This window comes from Borrelia sp. A-FGy1, from assembly GCF_014084025.1.
GTDB lineage: Bacteria > Spirochaetota > Spirochaetia > Borreliales > Borreliaceae > Borrelia.
Genome location: NZ_CP043684.1, coordinates 1 through 21,115, shown reverse-complemented (window position 1 = coordinate 21,115; position 21,115 = coordinate 1). Strand labels below are relative to the sequence as shown.

Here is a 21,115-nt window from a genome sequence, read left to right as displayed (position 1 = left end):
GGAGATTTTAATTTATGAGTGTTATAAAAGACGTAGGCAAGATACTTGATGCAGCTCTAGCACAAGAGGGGTTAGCAAGTCAGCTTGGGGGAAATGCAGATATTGTAAAACAAGGGCTTGTGCTAACAAATGCTGTTCTTAGCTATATCGCATTAATTAAAGAAGAGATTGTAAGAGCAAATGAGGTTAGTGCCGCTAAGAAACGCATTTTTTCCAAATTAGAGAAAGTTAGAAGGATAATACATAAGGCAGGTAGTTTTGCTGAAGATGACTGGGAAGGGTATGAGGAGTATATCAGAAAGCGAGCAGAAGCAGCAAGAGAGGCACTAAAGAGTATAAGAGAGGGGGAATAGGTATGCTTAGCTTTAAAGACAGATTCTTCTTACACTTGAGAGGCACAAGCATATCTTTATTGTTTTTCTTGCTATTCTCTTGTGCTAGTATTGCAAGTCTAGCTGATCCTCCGGTACTGCTTAACAGAGATGAAGTTGTAAGTTTGAGGAAAGATGAGGCTGCTTTGTATGATTATTGCCTTTACCTTTACTCTTGGCTTGTTGATGCTAGCAAGTATATTTCCGCACACTATCCTTTTGAAGATAGAGTTCAGTTTGAAGAGTTTGATGCTAGCTATACTTTTGGATCTGGGAAGTCTGGTATTTCTAATAGGATTAAGTACTTTAAGAGGTACATAGACAAAAACAGACCCATAGCATTGTATTTATACCACAAATATTCTGGTTTGGGTTATAAGGGGCCAAGATAGGTGTTTTACCAAGAAGAAGAGAAAGTAGAGGATAGTATTTTTAATAAGGAAAGTGAAGATACTCTATCTTTGGCTTCTTTTAAAGAAGAAGAAGAGAATGTAGAGGAGGAGCAGGAAGAAGAGGGCAGTAGTCAAGCTATGCCAGAGGATGCTGTTCTAGTTGGTGGAGTATCTAGGGAAGAAGCAGAAGCAGAAGAAGAAGAGAGAGAAGATGATTTTGAGGCTAGTTGTGCTAGTGAGCTTGATATAATCCTTTTTACTGATGAGGGTCAAATATTTGATCTTACACCCTATACTGATATTGCAAGTGTAACTCTAGAGCGAAAAATAGTAGATCCAACTTTAAAGACAGCATCAAGTGTGTTTAGGTTTACATCCTACGGCTTATCAGGAGAATTTTTAAATTTTTTGTTTTTCAGAAAAGATGATGTTTTTGTAGAAGTGCATGAAGGCAGGAAGCCTTTGTTTAAAGGTATTCTAGAGAAATTTTTTACAAGAGAAGTGCTAGATCTTAGTAAGGGCATAAGTTTTACTGTAAATGATTACTCTAGCTTGCTTAGGTTTTCTTTCCAAAGGCCTGTTCAGTTTCCAGTTGCATATCTAGCAGACTGGCTTTATGTTTACAATCCCTTCATTAAGGATCAATCAGTGCTGCATTTGATTTTAGAACACACTAAGCTTGCTGATCTAGTTGATGAGGAGGCATCTGAGGCTATTCTTGATCGAGTGCCTGCTGTAATTATTGATGAGGGGGAAGAAGTTGAGACTATTATATCTGCTCTGCTATACGAATTTGGATATGCATATACTTTTACAGGAGCAGGCAAATTAGTAGTACTTCCTATATGGAAATCTGAGGTAGTAAAGCAGGAGATAGAGATTTGCAATATTGATTCTGGAAGCTATGTCTTGTCCAAAAGTAGTGCTAGTAGCTATGATTCAAATAGAATTATTTGGAGAGAGGGAAAATTTCAAAGCAAAGAAGAGGGGATAAGTAAAAAGAGACCTCTTTACTCTGCCCCAATCAGTGTTGCAGGATCAGGTGGGAGCTTGTATGTTGCTGTGCTGCAAAAGGGAGTTGTATATCCAGATTTTGCTGACAAGGTTGGTAATTTTGTATTTCAGGAATATGATCCTAGTTGGTTTGATACTGCCTATAAATGGGATTTTACACGCCGCGAGGTATGGCATGATAAGTATGCTGTAAATGAAAACTTGGCAATAATTTGGACCAGTAATCTTGAGGCAAGGTTTAGTGCTGATTCTAGTATAAGGCTAGTTCATGAGGAGTACTATCCAACTAAAGCAAGAATCTGGTTTAAAAATACTTCAAGTAGCCAAGGCTCAAGATACATATATTACTTTGATATTTACGGCGACGTGTTTTACACAACTGTAAAAAACGTACTACAAACAGATAATGCATCCTCTTATTACGCAAAAAGAGCAGAGTATGCTACAAGATTCATTTTTGATGCAAACTCTGCAGTAAGGCTTTTTGATTTTCTAACGAATTTAAGGGTTAAAGGTCATACGATAGTAAATTTTAGGTCATCTCAAGAGCTAGAACTTACTGATTTTGTTCGACTTAGAATAGAGGAAGAAGAGCTAGAACACTTTTTCTTGATTTTATCAAAAAAAATATCGCGGTTTGATATGCAAAAACGCTTTTTTGAATATGAGGCCTTAACCTGGGGAGATTACTCTCATTATGATTATATTACAACTTCAGCACACATAGGTCTTCTAGATAGGACCACATCTATTTACGAGGTAGTAGTTGCTCCTTTTAATTATAGTGCAGAAGAAGAAGTTGCAGAGCAAGAGCAACATTCTAAAGAACGGCAAGAGGTGCCTCATTTTAGAGCAACGGGGTTTAAAGATGAGGACATACTGGGTCAAGCAATGCAGTTTGGAAAGGAAGTTGGGGTTAATAGGATTAGGCTGCTAGCTGGTGATTTTTATATTTATGCACCTCTAGTTATTAACAATTTTGAGCTTAGAGGGAAAGAGGGTGTCTTTTTTAGAAGTGCTGGATTTGCTAAGAATATGTTTTATGCAAATAAATCTTTTAAAATGTCTGGATTTGCTATATGCCAGACTGCTAAGAGTGTTCTTTTTATATCAGCGGGACGCATTAGTGAGCAAGAGAAGCCACTAGAAGAGTATCTTAGCAATCTCAGGTTTGCAGCAAACACTACGCTTAGACTTTGCTCAGTATATGGGACTCAAGAAGAGAAGCGTGCCTCTATTTATTCAGTAGGTGCTTCTTTTGTGTATCTTAAAGACATGCGGTTTAGTTGTAATCTTGGAGCTGCTTTGCAGACAGAAAGGGTAGAAAAAATTTTACTTGAAAATGTGAAGTTTAGTGATACTTCGCGTTCCCTAGACATTAAAGGAGTTAGCAACATTAATATTATAAATATTTTTGTTCTAAGAAATAGAAAACCTTCAATCTTATCAGGAAGTAACGTTTTACTTAGAGGAGGCGAGTTTAAGGAGAATAGGGATGCTATAAGGCTAGAAGGATTTTCTAGCGTAAGAGTTGAGGGAGTAGAGTTTAGTAGTAATCTTGGGGTTGCTTTGCATCTTGTTGATGTTTTGCAAGCAAAGCTTTTAGGCAACACTTTTACTGAAAATGAAGTAGGGCTTTCTAGCATGACTCAAGATTTGCTTATAAGAGATATATTTAGGCAAAACAAGACAGCTCTAGTTAAGGCTAGGCGAAGTAGTGTTGCAGCATCTAGTCTTAGGTTTCTTGATGCTAGCATCTATTCTTTAAACACTACAGATATAAAAGAAGAGGAGGTAGCATAATTGGGTATAAGTGATGAGGACTATAAAGAGATAAAGCAGAGGCTGCAAGCTGAGAATGTCAAGTTTCAGTTTGGCGTTGGGAATTCTGCTGATGCTGAGTCTTATATTGGTCGACCAGGAGAGGCTATTTATGTAGAAGACAAGGAGGCTTTTGCTGTTTGTAATGGAAAATCAAGCCAGGGACGAATATATTATCCTGTATCTAGGGGGGGAGAGCCTAAGGTAGAGGACAATATAGAAGGATATCTTGCACATTTAGTTGAGACAGCACTTGATAATACATATCCTGCTTTTCTAACGGCTGCTTTTGCTAAAGAAGGATCTACTCTTACAAGAAGCAGACTCATAGATGCTTTTGAAGATACTGGTAAGTTTTGCTTGCCAGATGGAAGAAGCCTACCTTCTAGTTGCTATGTAAGACGAAAGTTCGGGATAAGCTATGCACCAGATCTAGCTGGAAGATTTTTGAGGCACTATGATAGAAATGGATCTGTTGATTCAAATAGAAGCATTGGATCAACTCAGGAAGACCAGTTTCAAGACCACATTCATGACTTTAGGGAAGATGATGATGCCCTTAATTTTAGCGGGTGGCTTGTTGATAAGTATTATACGCTAAGTCGGTCTGGAGATTGGACAAGAGGTAACCTGAAGTTTGTATATAACATGACTCTTTCTGAAAAGATCTGGTCGTTTGACTTCCCAGATAAGACAGGGCATGTTAGAGAGAGGGGAGGTGTTAGAGTTGGGGAAGAGACAAGGCCTAAAAATTTAGCATATGTTTGTTTTTACAGGTATGACTTTTAGTGAAAAGGGAGGCTTTGGAAATGGGAATAAGTAATAGTGATTTTAAAGATATTAAGCGTAGACTTGAGGCTGAGCGTATTTGTGTGCAGTTTGCTTGCGGCAGTCAGGCGGAAGCTAACGCATACACTGGTGATCTTGGGGAACCTATTTATATAGAGGACAAGCATACTTTTTCAGTGTGTGATAAAAAGAGCACAAAAGAAAGATGTCAGTATCCTGTTAGTAGAGAAGAACCTATTCTTGAGGACGATCTAGATGCTCATTTAAAATATATGATTAAGTTTTTCATCAAAAAAACTCCTATTGGTGCACTAACACTAGAGTTTACTAGCCAAGGCTCAAAGCTAAATAGTGCCAGACTTATATCTGCATTTAGTGACACTGGTAAGTTTTGCTTGCCAGATGGAAGAAGTCTTCCTTCTGGGTGCTATGCAAGACGAGTATTAGGAATAAGTAATGCACCAGATTTAGCTGGAAGATTCTTGCGGCATTATGGCCCCCTAAATTACAACACTCTTGGGTCAACTCAGGAAGACCAGTTTAGGGATCATAACCATGAAGTTAACAGGAGGGACTATAAATTTTCTGGGCAAGGCAAGTTAATAAAGTCTTACAGTAACCTTCCAAGAGAGAGTAGTTGGTATTGGAGGGAGGGAAGATACAAGTTTGTTGTTAATCTAGAAACAGGAAGCCATATTTCAATATTTTCATTGCCGTATGATACAGGAAAGTGCACGGGTTACTCTACTAGATATGGAAGTGAGACAAGGCCTAAAAATTTAGTATATGCCTGTTTTTATAGGTATGACCTGTAAAGCAAAGGAGAAGCGTATTAGTAACGATTTTAACGATTTTAATTATAAGGAAAGACTAAAAGAATTAATAAGAGATCATTTTCCGCCTCTAGAGGGAGCAGCAGATACAAAAGAAGCACTTCTGTATTCTTTTTTTGCTCGTATGCTAGAGTTTGCAAATAGTAATGTCTTAGCAACAAGCCTTCACGCATATAGAATGTTTTTTGCAACTCTTGGTATGAGTGATGTTGAGGATTTGATACTAGATATTATTAATAAAGAAAAGTTAGTGCTGCAGTCTGACTATTGCACTAAAAGCTCTACTAGTAGCTCTTCCTACACAGAAGAAGAGATAAAAGAACTTCTTAGTAAAGGAGAGTAAGGAGTGATAGAGTTTAAGAGGCTGCCTGTTTATCACGAGGCTTACAAAAGAAAGCCAGAAGCTAGTATTTACATCTACTATTCAAGTAGAGGGACGGGCAAAACATATGATATTGCAACAGTAAATCTTGAGAGAAAGTTTAGTGCTTTTGGTGGAGATACGCTTGCTATAAGAAAGAAGAAAAACAAAACTTTAGAATCAATTCATAAGGAGATACTAGAACTACTAGACCGTTACTCGCTAAGACGAAGGTTTACTATTAGTAAGGCTAGGATACAAACAAAAGATTTAGTTTTTGGCAAAAAGCGTGCTTTTGTGTTTGAAGGAGGACATGATACGACTGACCTTAAATCATATGCACACTTCAAGGACTTGTGGATAGAGGAAGCAAATCAGTTTAGCGATAAGGATATTGAAAAATTACTGCCTACTCTAAGGGAGCAAGGAGGAAGGGTTTATATGTCTAGTAATCCTGTACCACGTTCACACTGGCTTTACAAGCGTTACATAGCAAACCAAGAAGACACTTCCTTATGCGTAATCCGCTCAACTTATAAGGATAATCCTTTTTTAAATGGGGGAAACGTCAAGGCATGGCTTGCTCAGCAAAGGCTTGCATATCATGGTAATGATATTGGATATAGAATTGAGGTACTAGGAGAAGAATTTGATTTTCAAACAGCAAGACTAATTAAGGATTTCTCAACTTGTGATGCGTCTTTCCTAGAAAGAGCAACAGGTAGTTTCTACACTGGGGTTCATGTTAGGGGAAATAGAATTGTTTTTATTGAAGTACTTCTAGGAAGGCTGCTCTATCTTCCAATAACAGTTGTTACTAATGCCGCAAGCAAAGTTTTACTTACAAGACAAGACTATGCAAGTCAGGCAGATCAGTTTAGAGGGACCTTTGTTCTTCCAAGTAGTAGAGCTGAGCTTCAGTATGCATTCTCAAAACTAGGTAGAGGGGCATTACTTGCTAGGGCTAGAAATCTTTACGCTCTATCAGATTACCTTCTTCCTAGTAATTTGTATGTGCTTAAGGCAGAGCAAACAGAAGATGTTATTACTGAATTTAGCAATACTGAATATTACTATGATGAGACTTCTTTAAGTCAGGACGGGAGCTCAACAAATCTTGTGATGCAGCAAGACCTTGAGTATATCCCAGCTTTTCTAAATGTAGTCTCTCTTTTTGCCTAAAAGAGGAGAGAAGGAGATGTTTTTGTGTTTAGGCTCAAATTTTTAGAGAAAAAGAAGAAGAGTAACGCTAGGTTTTCTATGTTTCCTCTAAGCAGTGCTACGGAGGAGAGTGCAGATTCGCTAAGGCTTTTTGAGCAGGTAGCAGAAATTTACGCTGGGTTTGCAGCATCAAGAGACATTTACAACAACAAGGGAGATGGTCTAGATGTTTTATTTAACAAAAATTTTAGAGCAGTAATTAAGCACATGGTATATAAGGCAATACTATCAGGTGAGAGTTTTTTTCATATAATTATTGCTGATTCAGATGATGCTAGTAAACCATTGCGGGATGACTTTTCTGTGCTAACTCAAGAATTTGGCCAAGTATGGTGTGCTTTTGATAGTAAGCGTGAAGATATTCATCCTACAAGGGTAGTAAAGATGAGCTCCTCTTTTCTAAATTTTGATTCTTTGAAAAAGAGTAGTAAAATAATGAGTGAGCTTTTAGCAGAAACAGTCTGTTTTCTGCGTGTTAATAATTTCACTTTTCTAAAATCAGCCACACTTCCATCTGTAAAAGATATGACTGCACATGATTTAGCTGAAATCAAGCGTAATGTAGATGGGGCTCTTGATGCTGCTTCTCATAAGATGATGATACTAGGAAGAGAAGATGATGTTTCTAACGTAGTTAGATCTGTTAGTCCATTGAGGGATGCCTTTGAGATTATAGTATCTGATATAACACTTCATTCCGGGATACCTAAAGAAATCCTATATCCAGTATCGCCTGCAGGGGATGCAAGTATTAGTAATTATGATATATTCTATCTAAACATTGATCAGATATCAAGATTAATGGTAGCCCCCTTTATCAATGCTGTACTAGAAAAATGTCACTTAAAGTCAAATTGGAGCTTTAAGGCGATAAAGCCAGTTAGCCAGAAGGAGCAAGCAGACATTGATGAGAAACATGCCCGCACTCTAGGAGCATACCTAGATCTACTGGAGAAAGCCAAATCTTTAGGCAATAGTAACCTTTTTTCCGAGATTGAAAAACAATTTGCTGCCTATATAGCAAATGAGTAGTAGGGAGGGAGGGTGTTATGAATTAGAGTAAAATTATTTTTAGCTTATAAACTTAACAAAAGGAGATTTAGATGCAAACACAAGAGCAAGAAACTAGTGATGAGCTAGATGCATCAAGTAGCAAGGAATTTAGCCAACCTAGTCCTAAAGAAAAGGGAAGAGAGTCTGCAGGTAATACAAGCTCTGGACTTGCTGTCCCCTCTTCTTTTCAAAAAGACAACACTATTACAATTCCACAAGAGGAGTACAAGAGGCTAAAGGAAGCTTACAGGAAACTTCCTGATATGATGCCACGTGAGGAGATTGACAGGCGAGTTGAGCTTGAAAGAAATTCACTAACTAAGGCTCGTATGCAAGCAGAAGCTGATGCATTCAGAGATTCACAAAAGCTATCTGAGCTTGAGAAGAAATGTCAAGATTACTATATCCCCTCCACTATAAAGGAGGCAACTAGTGTAAAGGAAGCAAAACTAGCTTTTCTTGAGGCTATGAAGAGGAAATATAGTGTTTCTAAATTTAGAGTTGATGAAGCTGGAGACCTTGACTCTCAGATTGAAAACCTATGCCTTCTTGTACAAGAGCTTACAGCATACAAGCAAATGGTTAACACCAGACAAAGAGAGGTTGGAGTTGGAAAGATTATCAATAACACCAAGGCACAAAAACTTAAGGTTAGATTGGGGGTAAGTGATGCCTGATTTTGATTTTACAAAAGTAGAGAAAAGATTTGTTCCAGGGGGAGAGCTAAAAGCTGGAATTAGTCAAACAGAAACAGCCATAGTTGATATTAGCTCCGCAGTTATTAAAGCAGGGGAGGCGGTTTTAGCAACGGGTAAGTCTACTCTAGCAGGAGACGTATTAGTAAAAGCTGCTTTAGGGGCTCAAGCTAACTTGAGTGTTCGTGGATTTGCTCTTCTTAAGGCAGATATAAGCTCATATGAGAGTTCTGATTACTATCCAGGAAGTATGATTCCAGTAAGAAGATTTGGTGAGGTTGTAGTAAAGCTTGATACTAGTTTTGCTGATCCTAAGATAGGAGACTATGTTTTTTTAAAGCAAGAAAAGTTAGTAAAGGAAGGCAAAGGTGGGATTCAGGTTGGAAGGATTAAAGACATTGATATTCGGGACAAGAAGCTAGTTTTACTAGATATCCAAATTGGGCCTGAGTATGAGGCTAACGGAGGGCGTAAGTTTGCATAAGCAGCGTGCATGAAAATAGAATAAAAAGAAAATAAATATCAAGCAATAGGAGTAAGACTATGAGTCGAAGTATTTTCACAGAAGCAAGTGGTGCATATAGTGGGGATATATTACAACTTGCAAAAGACGGTCTTGAGGAACTTGTTCCATACAAAATAATAAACAGAAGTGAGCTTAGGCAGGGGTATTATGTTGCAAGAAAAGCGGTTCTTGAGCATAATGTAACAGCAAGTTTTGGTGATCATAGCAATGAGATAGGAAGAAGTAGCATCTCTTTTCACGAGGTGGCATACAAGATGCACGTGTTTGATACTGTGCAGCGTATCTCGCTAAAAGACCTAATGTATGGCTCTATTACAGAAGATGAGGTTAAGGCTAATCTTGAGCTTGGTCTTATGAAGGATGCGTATCATTCAGTAATTTTTGGCAAGCCTGAGATTAACATGCAAGGCATTGCAACTCTTATAGGCAGAACTGTCATGCAAGTAAATTCTGTAACAAGTGGGTATACACTGCATGATAGTGTTGTACTAGCAAAGCGTGAATCTGAAAAATATAAGGAGAAACTAGATGGATTCTATCACCTGTTGCTCCCGCATGATTTGTCGCATCTCCTAGCTGATCTATACAGTGAACCCCAATACATCAAGATCAAAAAATCACTAGAAGATGATCATAATATTGCAACTTCAGTGTTTAAAGGACTTAAAAATCCTGTTCTGTATGAGCCTAATCCAGAGGTTATGTTTGTCCCAATGATACCAGAAATTTTCTTCAGGAGATTCTCAGGTGCTGAGGGTGAATATATTCATGCATCAATGGAATCAGCAGGTGTAATTCATTTTGAACCAAAAGAAGTAGTTGAGATACAGATCAATAATAGACTTTAAGTGACAATTTGGGTTAAGAAGAGAAATGAATAGTAAAGGTAGCAATCTAAAAGATAGCAATGCCAATAATTGGATTAAAGTTTGGGTAAAAAACACTGCTATTGGTTACTTGAAAAGTGAATGCATTAGGGATGGGGAAATAGAGATCCCTGAAGCACTCTATGTAAATCTAGTTGAAGCAGTAAGATATTCTGCCTCTATTTTAGATCTGTATAGGATAGAAAAAGACAGCTCTTCATACAAAAATTGGATGTTGATCTTGTTAGATATTGTTTATGAGGAAGTATTTAATCCAAGATGTGCTAAGGGGCAAGAAAAGAGGGATTGCAGACTAGGAAGAACAATTAGCCAGCTTGATTTTTTGTTTGACAGAGTTGATTCATCTCCCTTCTTACAAATATGCAGAAAATATAGGAAAGAGGGGGTGTGGCGATAGATGAAGAGCGATACGCAAATTTATTTAAGACTTAACCAAGCAATAAAAGAGAGAGTAGTTTCAGACCTAAAGGCCAGCCTAGATGATAAGCTAGTCTCTTTTACTAGTAGTCTGCCAGGACGGCTTAAAGAGCAGGCAAGAATAAGTATCAGCAAGCAAAAGGACAAATTGACCTTAACGCTTAGCATGCCAAGTCCACTAGCAGGCCTGCTAGATTCAGGCCAGGCTTACAAAAAAGAGAAGCCGCCTAGTTTAGCTGCAATAAAGCGTTGGGCCGCCTATAGGGGTATAGAGGGGAAAGCTTTGCCCATATGGCTTTCAATAAAGAAAAGGGGACCTAAAAGGCGATATACAAATTGGATCAAGCAAGACTTAATAGAAAATTTTAAGGGGCTTCTAAAATGAGCAGCAGTTTTATAAAGCATTACGTTGCATCAATTAAGGGGGGACTGGTTAGTTACTTGGCATGCAATAAGTTTGCAACAACTAAGGTTTACTACAAGTCTGAGCTTTTTACTTGCACTAGCTTGTCTTTCCCCGTTGTGGTATTTACCCTAGAGAGCAAGGGTGAGGTTGTAAGTAAATGTAGAGCTTTCTCTTTAAGCATAACCCTAGATTTCACAATAATTACTGATTGTAGTAGCTGTTCAACTCAAGGTCTAACTCTTGCTTTGCTTGTAACTAAATTTTTGGCAAAAAATTATTTCTTGTCAAATTTTAGTATAAATGATTCATCTGTAGCTGGTGAGGAGGAGGCTGAAATGATTACTAAGCTTAGATGTGCTATAGCAGATCGAATTAATAGTTGTGACCTAAATTTTTTGTGCTAAAGGAGGCTTTTTAGTAAAATGGCAGAAGAAAGGTTGAAAATACCCTCAGGGGCAGTTCTTGTGGCAGTTAATATTGACAAGTTCAAATGGTGTTATAAGGGGAGTGACATTAAGAATGGAGGAGAGGTTAATGGTGATGATCCTCGTGATTTAGTTGTAAAGGACTTGCCCTTATCTCAAAAAAAACCTAGCAAATGGAAGTCAATCAAAGAGTGCGTGTTTAGAGTCAAAAAGTTAGCATCCTCTTCAAAACTAACCTCAACATATAACCTAAAAGAAGGAGGAGTACTTTACTATGAGCAGAAAGCATTCCTAGATAGCCTAAAGAATGCACTTGATGTTGCTGATGAGATAGAAGTGCTTCTTGCAAGAACTTACTGCCTTGGCTACTCGTATAATGTTGCCTCAACTAAAGCAACAGAAACACTAAAGACAACATGCGGGTCAATCTCATCCATAGGTAAGCAGCCAGAGCATACGGTTGAATTTTCAGGATATTCAGTAAGAGAGACAAGTGAGAATAAGGAAGAGCTTCTAGAGACCTATATTGAGCGTTCACATTTTCAAACATTTGATGTTGTAAAGGAAAATGGTACAACCTACAAGCTAGGCAAGCTAGAGAAGCCTAAAAATTACGAGTTTATAGTGTTTTTAGTAAACCAGATACAAAGTAAAGACCAGCGGACCAAGTTCATAGTTGCTGAAGGACAAATAGCAACCTTCAATCCAGCACAAGATTTGTCAAATCAAAAAATTGATCTTAAGTGCCAGGTAACGCTATCTAAACCTTTAGTATCTCTCTCTTACGACTATATAGAGGGGGCTGTGTTTTTTGAAATCTAGTTTAGAAAATAAAAAAGGAGAATAAAGTGACAATAAATATTAATTTAGAAGGCAGGATGCAGATTCCTTATATACCAGGATATGTGAGAAACAGTAGCTCTAAAGAGGAAAAGGACCTAGAAGAGCAAAATAGGGCATACATCATCCTTGACAAGATTAATTATGGCTTTATTGAGAAACTTAAAGCAAATCAAGTTACTATTGCTTATCTTATAAGAGGAGATAAAGGAGAGCAGGAAGCTAGCATGTTAGCAAAATCGGTAATGGCTCAGCTAAAGCAAGCTAGAGAAATTTTAGAAGAAAATGTTGTTGGATTTGTTAATCTTTTTGATCAGACAGGCAGACCTGTTACAAAAGAAATGTTAGAACAAGATGCCATATTCAAATTTGATGTGGTTGAGAATATATCAATAGAGCTTGCAAATTTTCTAACAGCATTAAAAGCAGAGGGTGTATCAAAAAAGTTGAGCTTGCACTCCACTACATTGCAAAAAAAGATCACTACGACCAACTCATGAAACACGCAGAGAAAATGAATTCCGAGTTTATTAAAGACATGAAGCAAGAATTTGACTGGATTAGTAAAAATTACAATGCCATCTCTTACTTGGTAAGCCAAGCCTTAGTTGCAAGAAATACGTCTAGTTTGCCTGCTAAGGGAGGACTTTTTGATCAAAATTATTGGTTTGTTCTAGTGCTAAATGAGCTTAACATTTACCTTAAAAAGCTTGAGTATGAGAGTTTAGGATAATGAAAATTGAGGATATAGTAATTCCTATATCAATCGCTACTGCCAACCAGGAGAAGCTAGCCTCACTTGCTGATGCTATAAAAGAGATGGGGGAGCAGCAATTTGACAACCTTGAGCGTCTTGCAGATACTCTTTCTCAAGTAGAGGGTACAAGCGATACTGTTGCTGCAACCACTGCTGCTTTAGTAGATGCGGCTAGCAGGGCAAGTCAAAATTTTAGCAAACTATCAGAATCTGTACAAAACATTAGTAATAATAACTCTGGGGTAAAGGGGCTAGGAGATGCTATAAGAAATGTTGGTAAGAATTTAGTTGATGTAAAGGGATTTGCAGTAAAGGTAGGTGATTCACTAGGAAAGGTCATAGAAAATATAGCCCCACTCTCATTAGCTCTTAAGCTTACAGAAGGCATAGGGTCTGCTATAACTGCTGGATTTTCTAACTCGCTAGATGCACTAAAAAATTTTAATGCCGAAGTCAGCTCTTATTCCTTACTTCTTTCTGATGAGAAGTTAGGTAAAGCCTTAGCAGAGGATATGAGAGAGCTTGGGGATAATACTCTTTTTACAAGAGAAGCTATATCTAATGCTGCAAAAACTTTGCTTTCATATGGAGCAACCTCAGATGAGACTAGGGAAAAGATGAACATGTTTGCCCAAGTTGCTGGTGGATCTAGTCAAGGGTTAGAGAAACTTGCTGAGGTGTATGCTAAGACTGAATCTAGTAATAGGGTAGCACTTGAAGATCTTGAGGCATTGCGTGATATGGGAATAGATATCTCAGATATACTAGCTAGTGAAGCAGGTGTTAGTGGTGATGCCTTGTTTAAGATGGCTAGCGAAGGCAAAATTGGATTTAAGGATTTAAGTGCAGCTCTTAACAAGGCTACTAAAGAGGGTGCTAAATTTTACAAAAACACGGCACGTGAGGCTAAAACACTAGAGGAGGCTCAAGCACAAACAGCTAAGATGGGTGAAAATCTTTTCCTTTCTTTAGGACAAGCACTAGAGCCTCTGCTAATGGGTTTTGAGAAGGTAAAGCAACTCTTACTAGTAGGCCTGCTTTCTCCTGTTACAAAAATAGTTGCAGGAGTAGTAACCCTTCTTACTAAGCTAACTGAGGTTGCAAGCTTCATAACAGGTGAGTTTGTCAAAGCATTTAAATCTGCCTTTGATCCAATCTTTACTCTCTTTGCAAAGGTGGCAGAACTTGCAGGAAATCTATGGGGCACGCTAACTAAGTTTTTAGGGTTTAGCAAAAAAGAACTTAAGGAGGCAGAGGCAGCAGGGACAGAAGAACCAGCTAGGCTAAAAAAATATGATCCAACAGCCATAGCTGACTATGATAAGCAGATGATGCAAGACTATGAGGACTTGCAAAAACAAATATTTAAGTTGCGAAGAGAAGCTGAACTTAAGCCATACCATGAACAACTAAAAGCTGCCGCTAAAATAGAAGAATTAATTAATGCTAAAAATAAAGAATTTATTGGCAAGTATAGTGCAAGTTTTGACAGGTTAAGTGAGGAAAACCAAAAGACTTTAGCTGGTGTAGAAAAAACTGTAAGTGATTTTGCTAAAGCTAATCATGATTTTGTAGCAGCTCACAAGACTCTAAAGGAAGAATTAGCAGAAAAAGAGCGAGAAATACTAACTCTTCCCTATCGCGAACAGGAAAAGGCTAGTCGTAAGTTAGCAGAAGAGGTTAATAGCAGAAATAAGGAGTTTCTTGCAAGATACAGCAAAAATTTTGCAAGCCTAAATGAATCTAGTAGACAAGTTGTTGTTGCAATGCAGCGTGAGGTAAATGAGTTTGAAAAGACTGCTCTAGATAGATCATTTGCTGCCTCATACAAGGAACTACAAGACAGAATAACCTCTATAAGGTATAGCCTTGCACTCCTACCAGAAGATGCTCACTCAAGAGCTAGTGCTAAAATGCAGGCTCATGTGGCTAGCTTGTATAAGGAGTTTGTTGATTCTCATAAAGATGAGTTTGAAAAGCTAAATGATAGTAATAGAAGTGCATTACTAAGTGCTGCTACAGAGGCAAGAAAGGCTACAAAAGGATGGCTTGACTCCTTGCTTTCCCTCCTAAATAACCTTGCAGGCTCTATTAATAATGTACTAAACCAAGATTTGGGGAAAAGCTTTGCTCAAAGTGGTGCAAAGGGAGCAGATGCATTAGTAGAATCAACCATTAACACATCACGCCAAATGCTATCAAGTCTTGGAGTCTGGGGTGGACTAGCAGCAGCAGTGCTTGATTTTACTATAGGTATTTTTAAGGGAATTGAGGCTAATGCAATAGAAGAGATTGAAAAAAAGCGTGATGAAGATCTTGAAAGGCTAGCTAAGCAGAGTGAGGTTGATCTTGCAAGACTAGAAGAAGGGTTTGACCGTGAGATAAATATGCGAAAAGAAAAGCTAAGCAAGCTTGATGAGCAGTATAACAAGGAAATTGACTTCATTAAACAAGCTCAGGCTAAGGGGCAAATATCTGGTGAAGAGTTTCAAAAAAGGCTACAGGAAGTTCAGGCTGAGTATAGTAGTAGGAAAGAGACAGCAAAAGAAGAGATTGCAAAACAAGAAACTGCTAAAAAAGTTGAGGTTGAAAGGGAGAAAAAGCTTGGCAAGCTAGAGGAAGAAAGAATTAAGGCCCAGGCAGAGCTTGATAAGGTCAATGCTTCTTGGTGGAGCATTAGCAAGAAAGAAAATATAGCTAATGCTAGAAAGATTTTAGAAGAAATACTAAGGCGAATAGCGACTGTTAAAGCAGCAGGAAGCTTAGAGGAAATAAAACTAGCAAGAAAGGGTGCATTCTTTAGAACTAATAGCCCTACCTATATTCCACAAGCAGGGCTTCTTGCAAGTGAGATGGGACAGCCTGAACTAGTAAGAGTAACCCCAGCACCGATTGAGGAGAACCTAAGACTAAATGAGGCTGCCCTTATAGCAAAAGAGATTACAAGACTGCAAAGGCTAGAAAATAAGAAAGAAAACAGTAAGGTAATAGTTAACAATTATAACTTTACAGGAGATGTGCTAGATGCAGAAAAACTTGTAAGAATGCTAAAGGAGAAGGAGCATTCTCTAGGATTTAGAATGCAGGAATAATGTACTAAATTACTGACTAAGACTATTGACTTTTTTTAAAAAATATTATATTATTAGTATAATATTAAGCAACATAATTTATTATGCTTGCTTAAATACTACAAAAAAGAGCTACCCTTTAACTCTGGTTAAGGGGCAGCTCTTCCCTTTTTTGTATTTAGCTGTAAATTTAATAAGTAAATACTTTTTTCAAAAAATGGAGGGGATGATTTTGCTAAAATATTTTGACTAAAATGCTTATTTTTTTATGCCAATAAGAAAAAGAATTGTGCTTTAAAGAAGAGCTTGGATCTTTTGACAAAGAAAGAATATAGAGTAGAGACTTTGTGTTAGGGAATCTAGCCTATATTCTTTCTTAAACGATTCATATGTTTATTTGCAAATAATGTTGGTAATCTAGAAGAGTTTGTTAGTAGTTTTTAGCCTAGTTGTGTATTATTTAGCATGCAGTAAGTATCGTTTTTGTAAAGTATAGATTAACTGGCTTAGGGGTTAAAGAAATTTATATCCCAGAGGATATATGCTTTACCTAAATATACTTGCATTGCTAAGTGCATTACTACTACCTTCATTAACATTATTTTTTCTATATTGCACTTATTATAAAAACAGCAGTGAAGCAGAACGAGTAAGTATGCTAGCTGAGAAGAGGGCAGAATCTTTACTAGATCTTGTTGTTTGTAAGAAAAAACTTATTAAAAGAGAAGAGATATATTATAGGTATAGAGTTGGAGATGCTGATTTTACTATCAGGTTTTTTGATGCAAATTACAAAGTAAACATAAGAGAAAGAATAATTGCAACACTTATTTACAAGCTAAAGGTTGCAATGGAAGCAGTTTATGATGCCTTTTGGAAGCTGCTAGATACTGGATATGATAGTTCTGTTGTTGATGATGTACTTGCCAAACTAAGCCAGTCATTAATAATAATACTTTTTGCAAATAAAACACTAGATGATGTATCTAGTCTAGATATAAATGAAGGTGACCTTAAAAAGAAAATAGATGAATTTGTAATTAAAAATTTAGGTCCGAACTTTGTTTTTGAAGAATACTTTGCAAGTAGTAGCAATGTTGCCATCATTCATATCCTTATATATAACTTTGCAAGTATCTTATTATCTAATTTCATGCTTATCTATACTCTTTTCCTAAGTAAAGAAGCTTGTGATGCTTTGTATGCAGTAAATACAGAAGAGAATATAGCTTCTATTTCCTCTCTTACTAATGCAGTAGCATTCTTAACAATCTCAGTTGGACAGATCAAGGATTTAGTAAAAGAGACATTAGATTTAAAAAGAAAAAAAGATAATCTCATTTAGAGCAAGAATAGCAGCAACAACAAAATATCAGCAATTTGTATACTAAAACGATAATATAGCAGTACTACTTAAGTATGGAGAGGATTGCTATGAGTAACAATAAGATAGTTATATCAGTGATAGCTATAGCAGCTGTTTTTATCTGCTGTATTTACTTGTGTGGTGTTTTAGTTATTAAGCTTATTAGTCTAATTTTTGGCAAAGATATTCTAGGCAGTACTAAAGGTAGTAGAGAGGAAGATATTCTATATTTTAGATATAAGGAAAAGAAAGAACAGGAGAGAAAGACTAGTGATGAGGCTAGAGATATAGAGAGGGCAATAGATAAGGTTTTTATGCAAAGCAGAATATCAAGAAAAGCGGAGCATAATAGGCAGCAGGCATTAAGTAAAGAAGAAAGGGAAGCAAATAAAAATAACAGTAAAGAATAATATAAGTAGAAAAATAGGCAATAAGCTTCTAATTAGAAAAGATTGATCTAGACTTACTTTTGGTATGGAGAAGATAATATTTTCAAGTGTTTTTAGTAAAGCCATTCTTATGTTTACTTTTGTAAAATTTTAAAAAGCCAATAATAGATACTTTCTGAATTTTGTTTGTAAAGTTAAGGCATGAGTAGTGAAAAAAGCACCAAAATAAGTGAGTTAATGCTAGAGGAAGAAAAAGAAGCAATTAAGAAGACTCTAAAGAATGTGATTTATAAAAATACAGATGACTGCATAGTATTTAAGGTAGCAAAAGCCATATATAAAGAAGAATTTAGTATACAAGGTAAAGAAGTTACTAAAGTTGACCTAGATCAAATACTAGAAGAATCAATTATATTTGCTCTAAGGTTATTTTTTATAGCCTATATTGAGGACAATGAGCCTTTTAAGGCAATTTTGGAAGAAAATGCTACATATAAATCTTTTATATCTTTGAGGCATTGCCTTTATAGTAAGGTTATAAGGAAAGAGGAAGGATATAGCAAACTAGTAACAATTTTTGATGCCTTTGATAAAGGAAATATCGGTCTACTAAATTTTCCTGTATCAAGTGGTGGCTTGTTTTCAAAAGAAAAGGCCTGTTATTTGAATAATAAAAACTTGTTAAATGCTGTCCAGCTTGAAGATATTTTGACTAAAATGCTTTTCTTTAGCAAAGAAAATGCAGAAGAGGGTAAATATGCAGAGTATAGTAAGCTTGATTTTACTATCATTGGAGAGTTACAAGAAGCATTGCTTGAATATGAGCTAAGGGTCACAAGCACTAACTTAAGCTCTTCTAGTGAATATGAAAGTAAAGTAAATATTTACCTTACTTCAAGGTCTCTTTGCAGAAAGACAAGTGGAGCATATTATACTCCAAAAGGTTTGGTTGACTTTATGGCGGCCTCTTCAATTGACAAGCAACTAGAAACTAAATATCCTCTAGATATAAAAATAATTGATAATTCTTGTGGATCAGGGAACTTTTTAGTCTCCTGCCTAGACTATTTGACTAAAAGGGTATGGGACAGGCTTTCTGAGTTTAGGGACGTAGAAAAAGAGCTTGACATGCAGTATAAGCGTATTTTGGATGAGGCTAGAAAATATGGTGTGCAAGAGGATTCTATAAGCAAAGAGACAGTTCTTAAAAGAATGCTACTTAAAAGATGTATTTATGGGGTAGACATTAATCCCATTTCAGTTGAGCTTACTAAGCTAAGTCTGTGGGTTAACTCATTCATTTTTGCAACCCCACCAAGCTTTATTGAGCATCATATAAGGGTAGGAAATTCTTTGCTTGGATATACCAAGGATGAATTTTTTATCATTGCAAGTAAGAAATTTCAAACTGACTATCCTTTATTTAGGAAGAAAATTGAAGAGATTATAGTTATTTTAAAAGATAGTTATCAAAAAATTAATGGTATTAATGATACTACTAAGAAAGAAGAAGATGAGTCTAGAAGGATATACAAAGAATATGAGAAAAGTGAGAATAAAAATAATTTAGGAATTATATTTTCTTTAATTAATATTTACAAGTTATCTTTTGCTAAAGCTTTAAAGATAAAAGAAGGTATAGATCTTAGTGATTCCTATGTATCTAATTTAGTTAAAAATATTTTAAATAACAAAACTAGTGACCCAGATAAAGAAAATATAGAGAAAATTAAAAAAATAAGCAGTTATTATAAAGTATTTCATTATGGGGTTGAATTTCCTGATGCAGAGGAAGGATTTGATATTGTGATTGGAAATCCTCCTTGGGAAAAAACTAAGTTTGATGAGTCTGAGTTTTTTGCAAAGCATATCCCCTCTTATAGAAAACTAAGTATAGAAGCTCAAAACAAAATAAAAAAAGAAATACTAGGTAAAAATAATCATCCTCTGTCTATTCAGTACATCAAAGAAAAGAGTAGCATAACTGCTCTTAATAATATTTATAAGTTTGATTTTAAATGCTTTTCTAGTGGTGGTGATCCAAATCTTTTCAAGTACTTTACTGCTTTTAGCTTAAAGCTAATAAAACCAGGTGGTAATTTGACTTACCTTGTGCCTTTTAACCTTTGGAATGGGTATAGCTCTAGAGTATTAAGAAAATATATATTTAATAATTACAAAATTAACTATATTTACCAGTTTGAAAACAAAAAAAGATTTAAGGATGTGCATTCTAGTTTCAAGTTTGCTATATTTCAGCTTAGTAATACTAAAGATGCAACAACAAGTTTTAAAGTTAAATTTATGATTCAGCGAGATGATTTTTTAAAAAAAATAACTAGAGATTTAGAATTGGGTAAAGAAAGTCCTTACAGAGGAATCAAGCTAACTATATCTCAAGTTAGAAAACTATCTCCTATTTATGAGTCAATAGTTGAGGTTAAGGACAAAGAAGAGCTTAGACTAGTAAGCAAAATATTTAGCTCATTTAGCGTTCTTAGTAAAGAATACATTGATTTTAAGAGTGGCTTAGAGCTTAGTACTAGTAAGCTTAAGTCTTTAGTAAAAGACCACAATAGTTCAAACCATGTATTCCTTTTCTCTGGGGCTAATATTCATCAATACAATTCAAACTTTTTTACTAGTAGTAGAGCAAAGGAAAAATCTAATCTTTTCTGGATAGATAAAAAAGATTTAGAAAAGATTTTAACAAAAAATGAACAATATCAAATTGAGAGGATACTTTACAGAAGTGTTGCAAGAAATACTGATGAGAGAACTATGATTAGTACACTTTCTCCTAAAAATTGTTACTGTACGTCTACTCTATTTACAAGTTATGAGAAAGCACCAATATCTATTTATAAAAAATTATTTGTTGTCTCTATCTTAAATTCACTTGTTTTTGATTTTACGTTAAGAAGATTTGTTAATCTACATGTTTGCAAATCATGGCTATATCAATGTCCTATGCCTCAGCCCGAAGAGGAAGAAATCATAAGCAATCCCCTTTGCTTAGCTCTTATAAAAAATACTGCTTTGCTAGTAGCTAAAAATGACCCTGCTAATTTTGCTTACCTACTTAACTTGAAGTATTTGGGGTTTAATAAAGAAAGTGTTAGAGAAATACTAGCTCTAGACAAAGAAGATGAATTTTTTTGCCAAAGGGAGGCTGAAAATAATTTTATTGTAGCTAGTCTTTACTCATTAACTAAGCAGGAGTTTAGCATATTGCTTAGTGATTTTAGAGTGCTAAAAAACAAGAAGGGCAAAGATTATATTTTGTTCTTGAAAAAAGGATACAAGAATTACTTGCTAGCTAATAGAATAGCTAAAGCTGCTTAAGTTTTGGGTTAACAAATCAGGTAATTAATTTACTAAATTAATAGAAAAACTTATTTGAGTATCCAATAGTGTCCTATATAACTCCAAATTCAAATCCTAGCCCAACTTTTAAGTCAGAAAACACATTATTCTTAAT

21 protein-coding genes are annotated in these 21,115 nt (G+C 36.0%); all 21 read left to right on the top strand.

Annotated features, from left to right (window positions below):
- The first annotated feature begins 14 nt into the window (after nucleotides 1-14).
- The 21 genes from F0310_RS04435 (at nucleotide 15) to F0310_RS04335 (ending at nucleotide 20,979) form a co-directional block, all read left to right on the top strand.
- Entirely contained in the window at nucleotides 15-353 is a 339-nt protein-coding gene (locus F0310_RS04435; protein WP_182117761.1) for a hypothetical protein, read from the top strand.
- A 2-nt stretch (nucleotides 354-355) separates the two neighbouring features.
- Complete coding sequence (locus F0310_RS04430) at nucleotides 356-763, top strand: BBA14 family lipoprotein (RefSeq protein WP_182117760.1); 408 nt, start codon at nucleotides 356-358, stop codon at nucleotides 761-763.
- Nucleotides 764-3,580, top strand: coding sequence for a right-handed parallel beta-helix repeat-containing protein (locus F0310_RS04425; RefSeq protein WP_232535965.1), 2,817 nt, complete (start codon nucleotides 764-766; stop codon nucleotides 3,578-3,580).
- Nucleotides 3,581-4,387, top strand: a complete 807-nt coding sequence (locus tag F0310_RS04420) for a hypothetical protein (protein ID WP_182117759.1) — start codon at nucleotides 3,581-3,583, stop codon at nucleotides 4,385-4,387.
- Nucleotides 4,388-4,407: 20 nt separating this feature from the next.
- Nucleotides 4,408-5,202, top strand: coding sequence for a hypothetical protein (locus F0310_RS04415; RefSeq protein ID WP_182117758.1), 795 nt, complete (start codon nucleotides 4,408-4,410; stop codon nucleotides 5,200-5,202).
- A complete protein-coding gene (locus F0310_RS04410; RefSeq protein ID WP_182117757.1) occupies nucleotides 5,192-5,563 on the top strand; it encodes a hypothetical protein in 372 nt (123 codons plus the stop codon). The genes F0310_RS04415 and F0310_RS04410 overlap by 11 nt, the downstream gene beginning before the upstream one ends.
- A gap of 3 nt (nucleotides 5,564-5,566) precedes the next feature.
- Complete coding sequence (locus tag F0310_RS04405; RefSeq protein WP_232535964.1) at nucleotides 5,567-6,763, top strand: PBSX family phage terminase large subunit; 1,197 nt, start codon at nucleotides 5,567-5,569, stop codon at nucleotides 6,761-6,763.
- Between the two features lie 24 nt (nucleotides 6,764-6,787).
- Nucleotides 6,788-7,834 carry an anti-CBASS Acb1 family protein gene (locus F0310_RS04400; RefSeq protein WP_182117756.1) on the top strand — a complete coding sequence of 349 codons (1,047 nt, stop codon included), beginning with the start codon at nucleotides 6,788-6,790 and terminating at the stop codon, nucleotides 7,832-7,834.
- Nucleotides 7,835-7,905: 71 nt separating this feature from the next.
- Nucleotides 7,906-8,532 (top strand): terminase, encoded by a 627-nt coding sequence (locus F0310_RS04395; protein ID WP_182117755.1) that lies wholly within the window; start codon nucleotides 7,906-7,908, stop codon nucleotides 8,530-8,532.
- Nucleotides 8,525-9,034, top strand: a complete 510-nt coding sequence (locus F0310_RS04390) for a gp53 minor capsid family protein (RefSeq protein WP_182117754.1) — start codon at nucleotides 8,525-8,527, stop codon at nucleotides 9,032-9,034. Before F0310_RS04395 ends, F0310_RS04390 begins: the two co-directional genes overlap by 8 nt.
- A gap of 59 nt (nucleotides 9,035-9,093) precedes the next feature.
- Nucleotides 9,094-9,924, top strand: a complete 831-nt coding sequence (locus F0310_RS04385) for a hypothetical protein (RefSeq protein WP_182117753.1) — start codon at nucleotides 9,094-9,096, stop codon at nucleotides 9,922-9,924.
- A 25-nt stretch (nucleotides 9,925-9,949) separates the two neighbouring features.
- Nucleotides 9,950-10,360 carry a hypothetical protein gene (locus F0310_RS04380; protein ID WP_182117752.1) on the top strand — a complete coding sequence of 137 codons (411 nt, stop codon included), beginning with the start codon at nucleotides 9,950-9,952 and terminating at the stop codon, nucleotides 10,358-10,360.
- On the top strand, nucleotides 10,361-10,765 hold the full coding sequence (locus tag F0310_RS04375) for a hypothetical protein (RefSeq protein ID WP_182117751.1): 405 nt from the start codon (nucleotides 10,361-10,363) through the stop codon (nucleotides 10,763-10,765).
- A complete protein-coding gene (locus tag F0310_RS04370; RefSeq protein ID WP_182117750.1) occupies nucleotides 10,762-11,190 on the top strand; it encodes a hypothetical protein in 429 nt (142 codons plus the stop codon). Before F0310_RS04375 ends, F0310_RS04370 begins: the two co-directional genes overlap by 4 nt.
- A gap of 18 nt (nucleotides 11,191-11,208) precedes the next feature.
- On the top strand, nucleotides 11,209-12,033 hold the full coding sequence (locus F0310_RS04365; protein WP_182117749.1) for a hypothetical protein: 825 nt from the start codon (nucleotides 11,209-11,211) through the stop codon (nucleotides 12,031-12,033).
- A gap of 26 nt (nucleotides 12,034-12,059) precedes the next feature.
- The gene (locus tag F0310_RS04360) at nucleotides 12,060-12,551 is read left to right on the top strand and encodes a hypothetical protein (protein WP_182117748.1); all 492 of its coding nucleotides are present in this window, start codon (nucleotides 12,060-12,062) and stop codon (nucleotides 12,549-12,551) included.
- Nucleotides 12,548-12,784, top strand: coding sequence for a hypothetical protein (locus F0310_RS04355; RefSeq protein WP_232535963.1), 237 nt, complete (start codon nucleotides 12,548-12,550; stop codon nucleotides 12,782-12,784). Before F0310_RS04360 ends, F0310_RS04355 begins: the two co-directional genes overlap by 4 nt.
- The gene (locus F0310_RS04350) at nucleotides 12,784-15,900 is read left to right on the top strand and encodes a tape measure protein (RefSeq protein ID WP_182117747.1); all 3,117 of its coding nucleotides are present in this window, start codon (nucleotides 12,784-12,786) and stop codon (nucleotides 15,898-15,900) included. Before F0310_RS04355 ends, F0310_RS04350 begins: the two co-directional genes overlap by 1 nt.
- A gap of 520 nt (nucleotides 15,901-16,420) precedes the next feature.
- On the top strand, nucleotides 16,421-17,224 hold the full coding sequence (locus tag F0310_RS04345; RefSeq protein WP_182117746.1) for a hypothetical protein: 804 nt from the start codon (nucleotides 16,421-16,423) through the stop codon (nucleotides 17,222-17,224).
- A gap of 89 nt (nucleotides 17,225-17,313) precedes the next feature.
- Nucleotides 17,314-17,655 (top strand): hypothetical protein, encoded by a 342-nt coding sequence (locus F0310_RS04340; protein WP_182117745.1) that lies wholly within the window; start codon nucleotides 17,314-17,316, stop codon nucleotides 17,653-17,655.
- 180 nt (nucleotides 17,656-17,835) lie between these two features.
- Nucleotides 17,836-20,979, top strand: coding sequence for an Eco57I restriction-modification methylase domain-containing protein (locus F0310_RS04335; RefSeq protein WP_182117744.1), 3,144 nt, complete (start codon nucleotides 17,836-17,838; stop codon nucleotides 20,977-20,979).
- The last annotated feature ends 136 nt before the right edge of the window (nucleotides 20,980-21,115 follow it).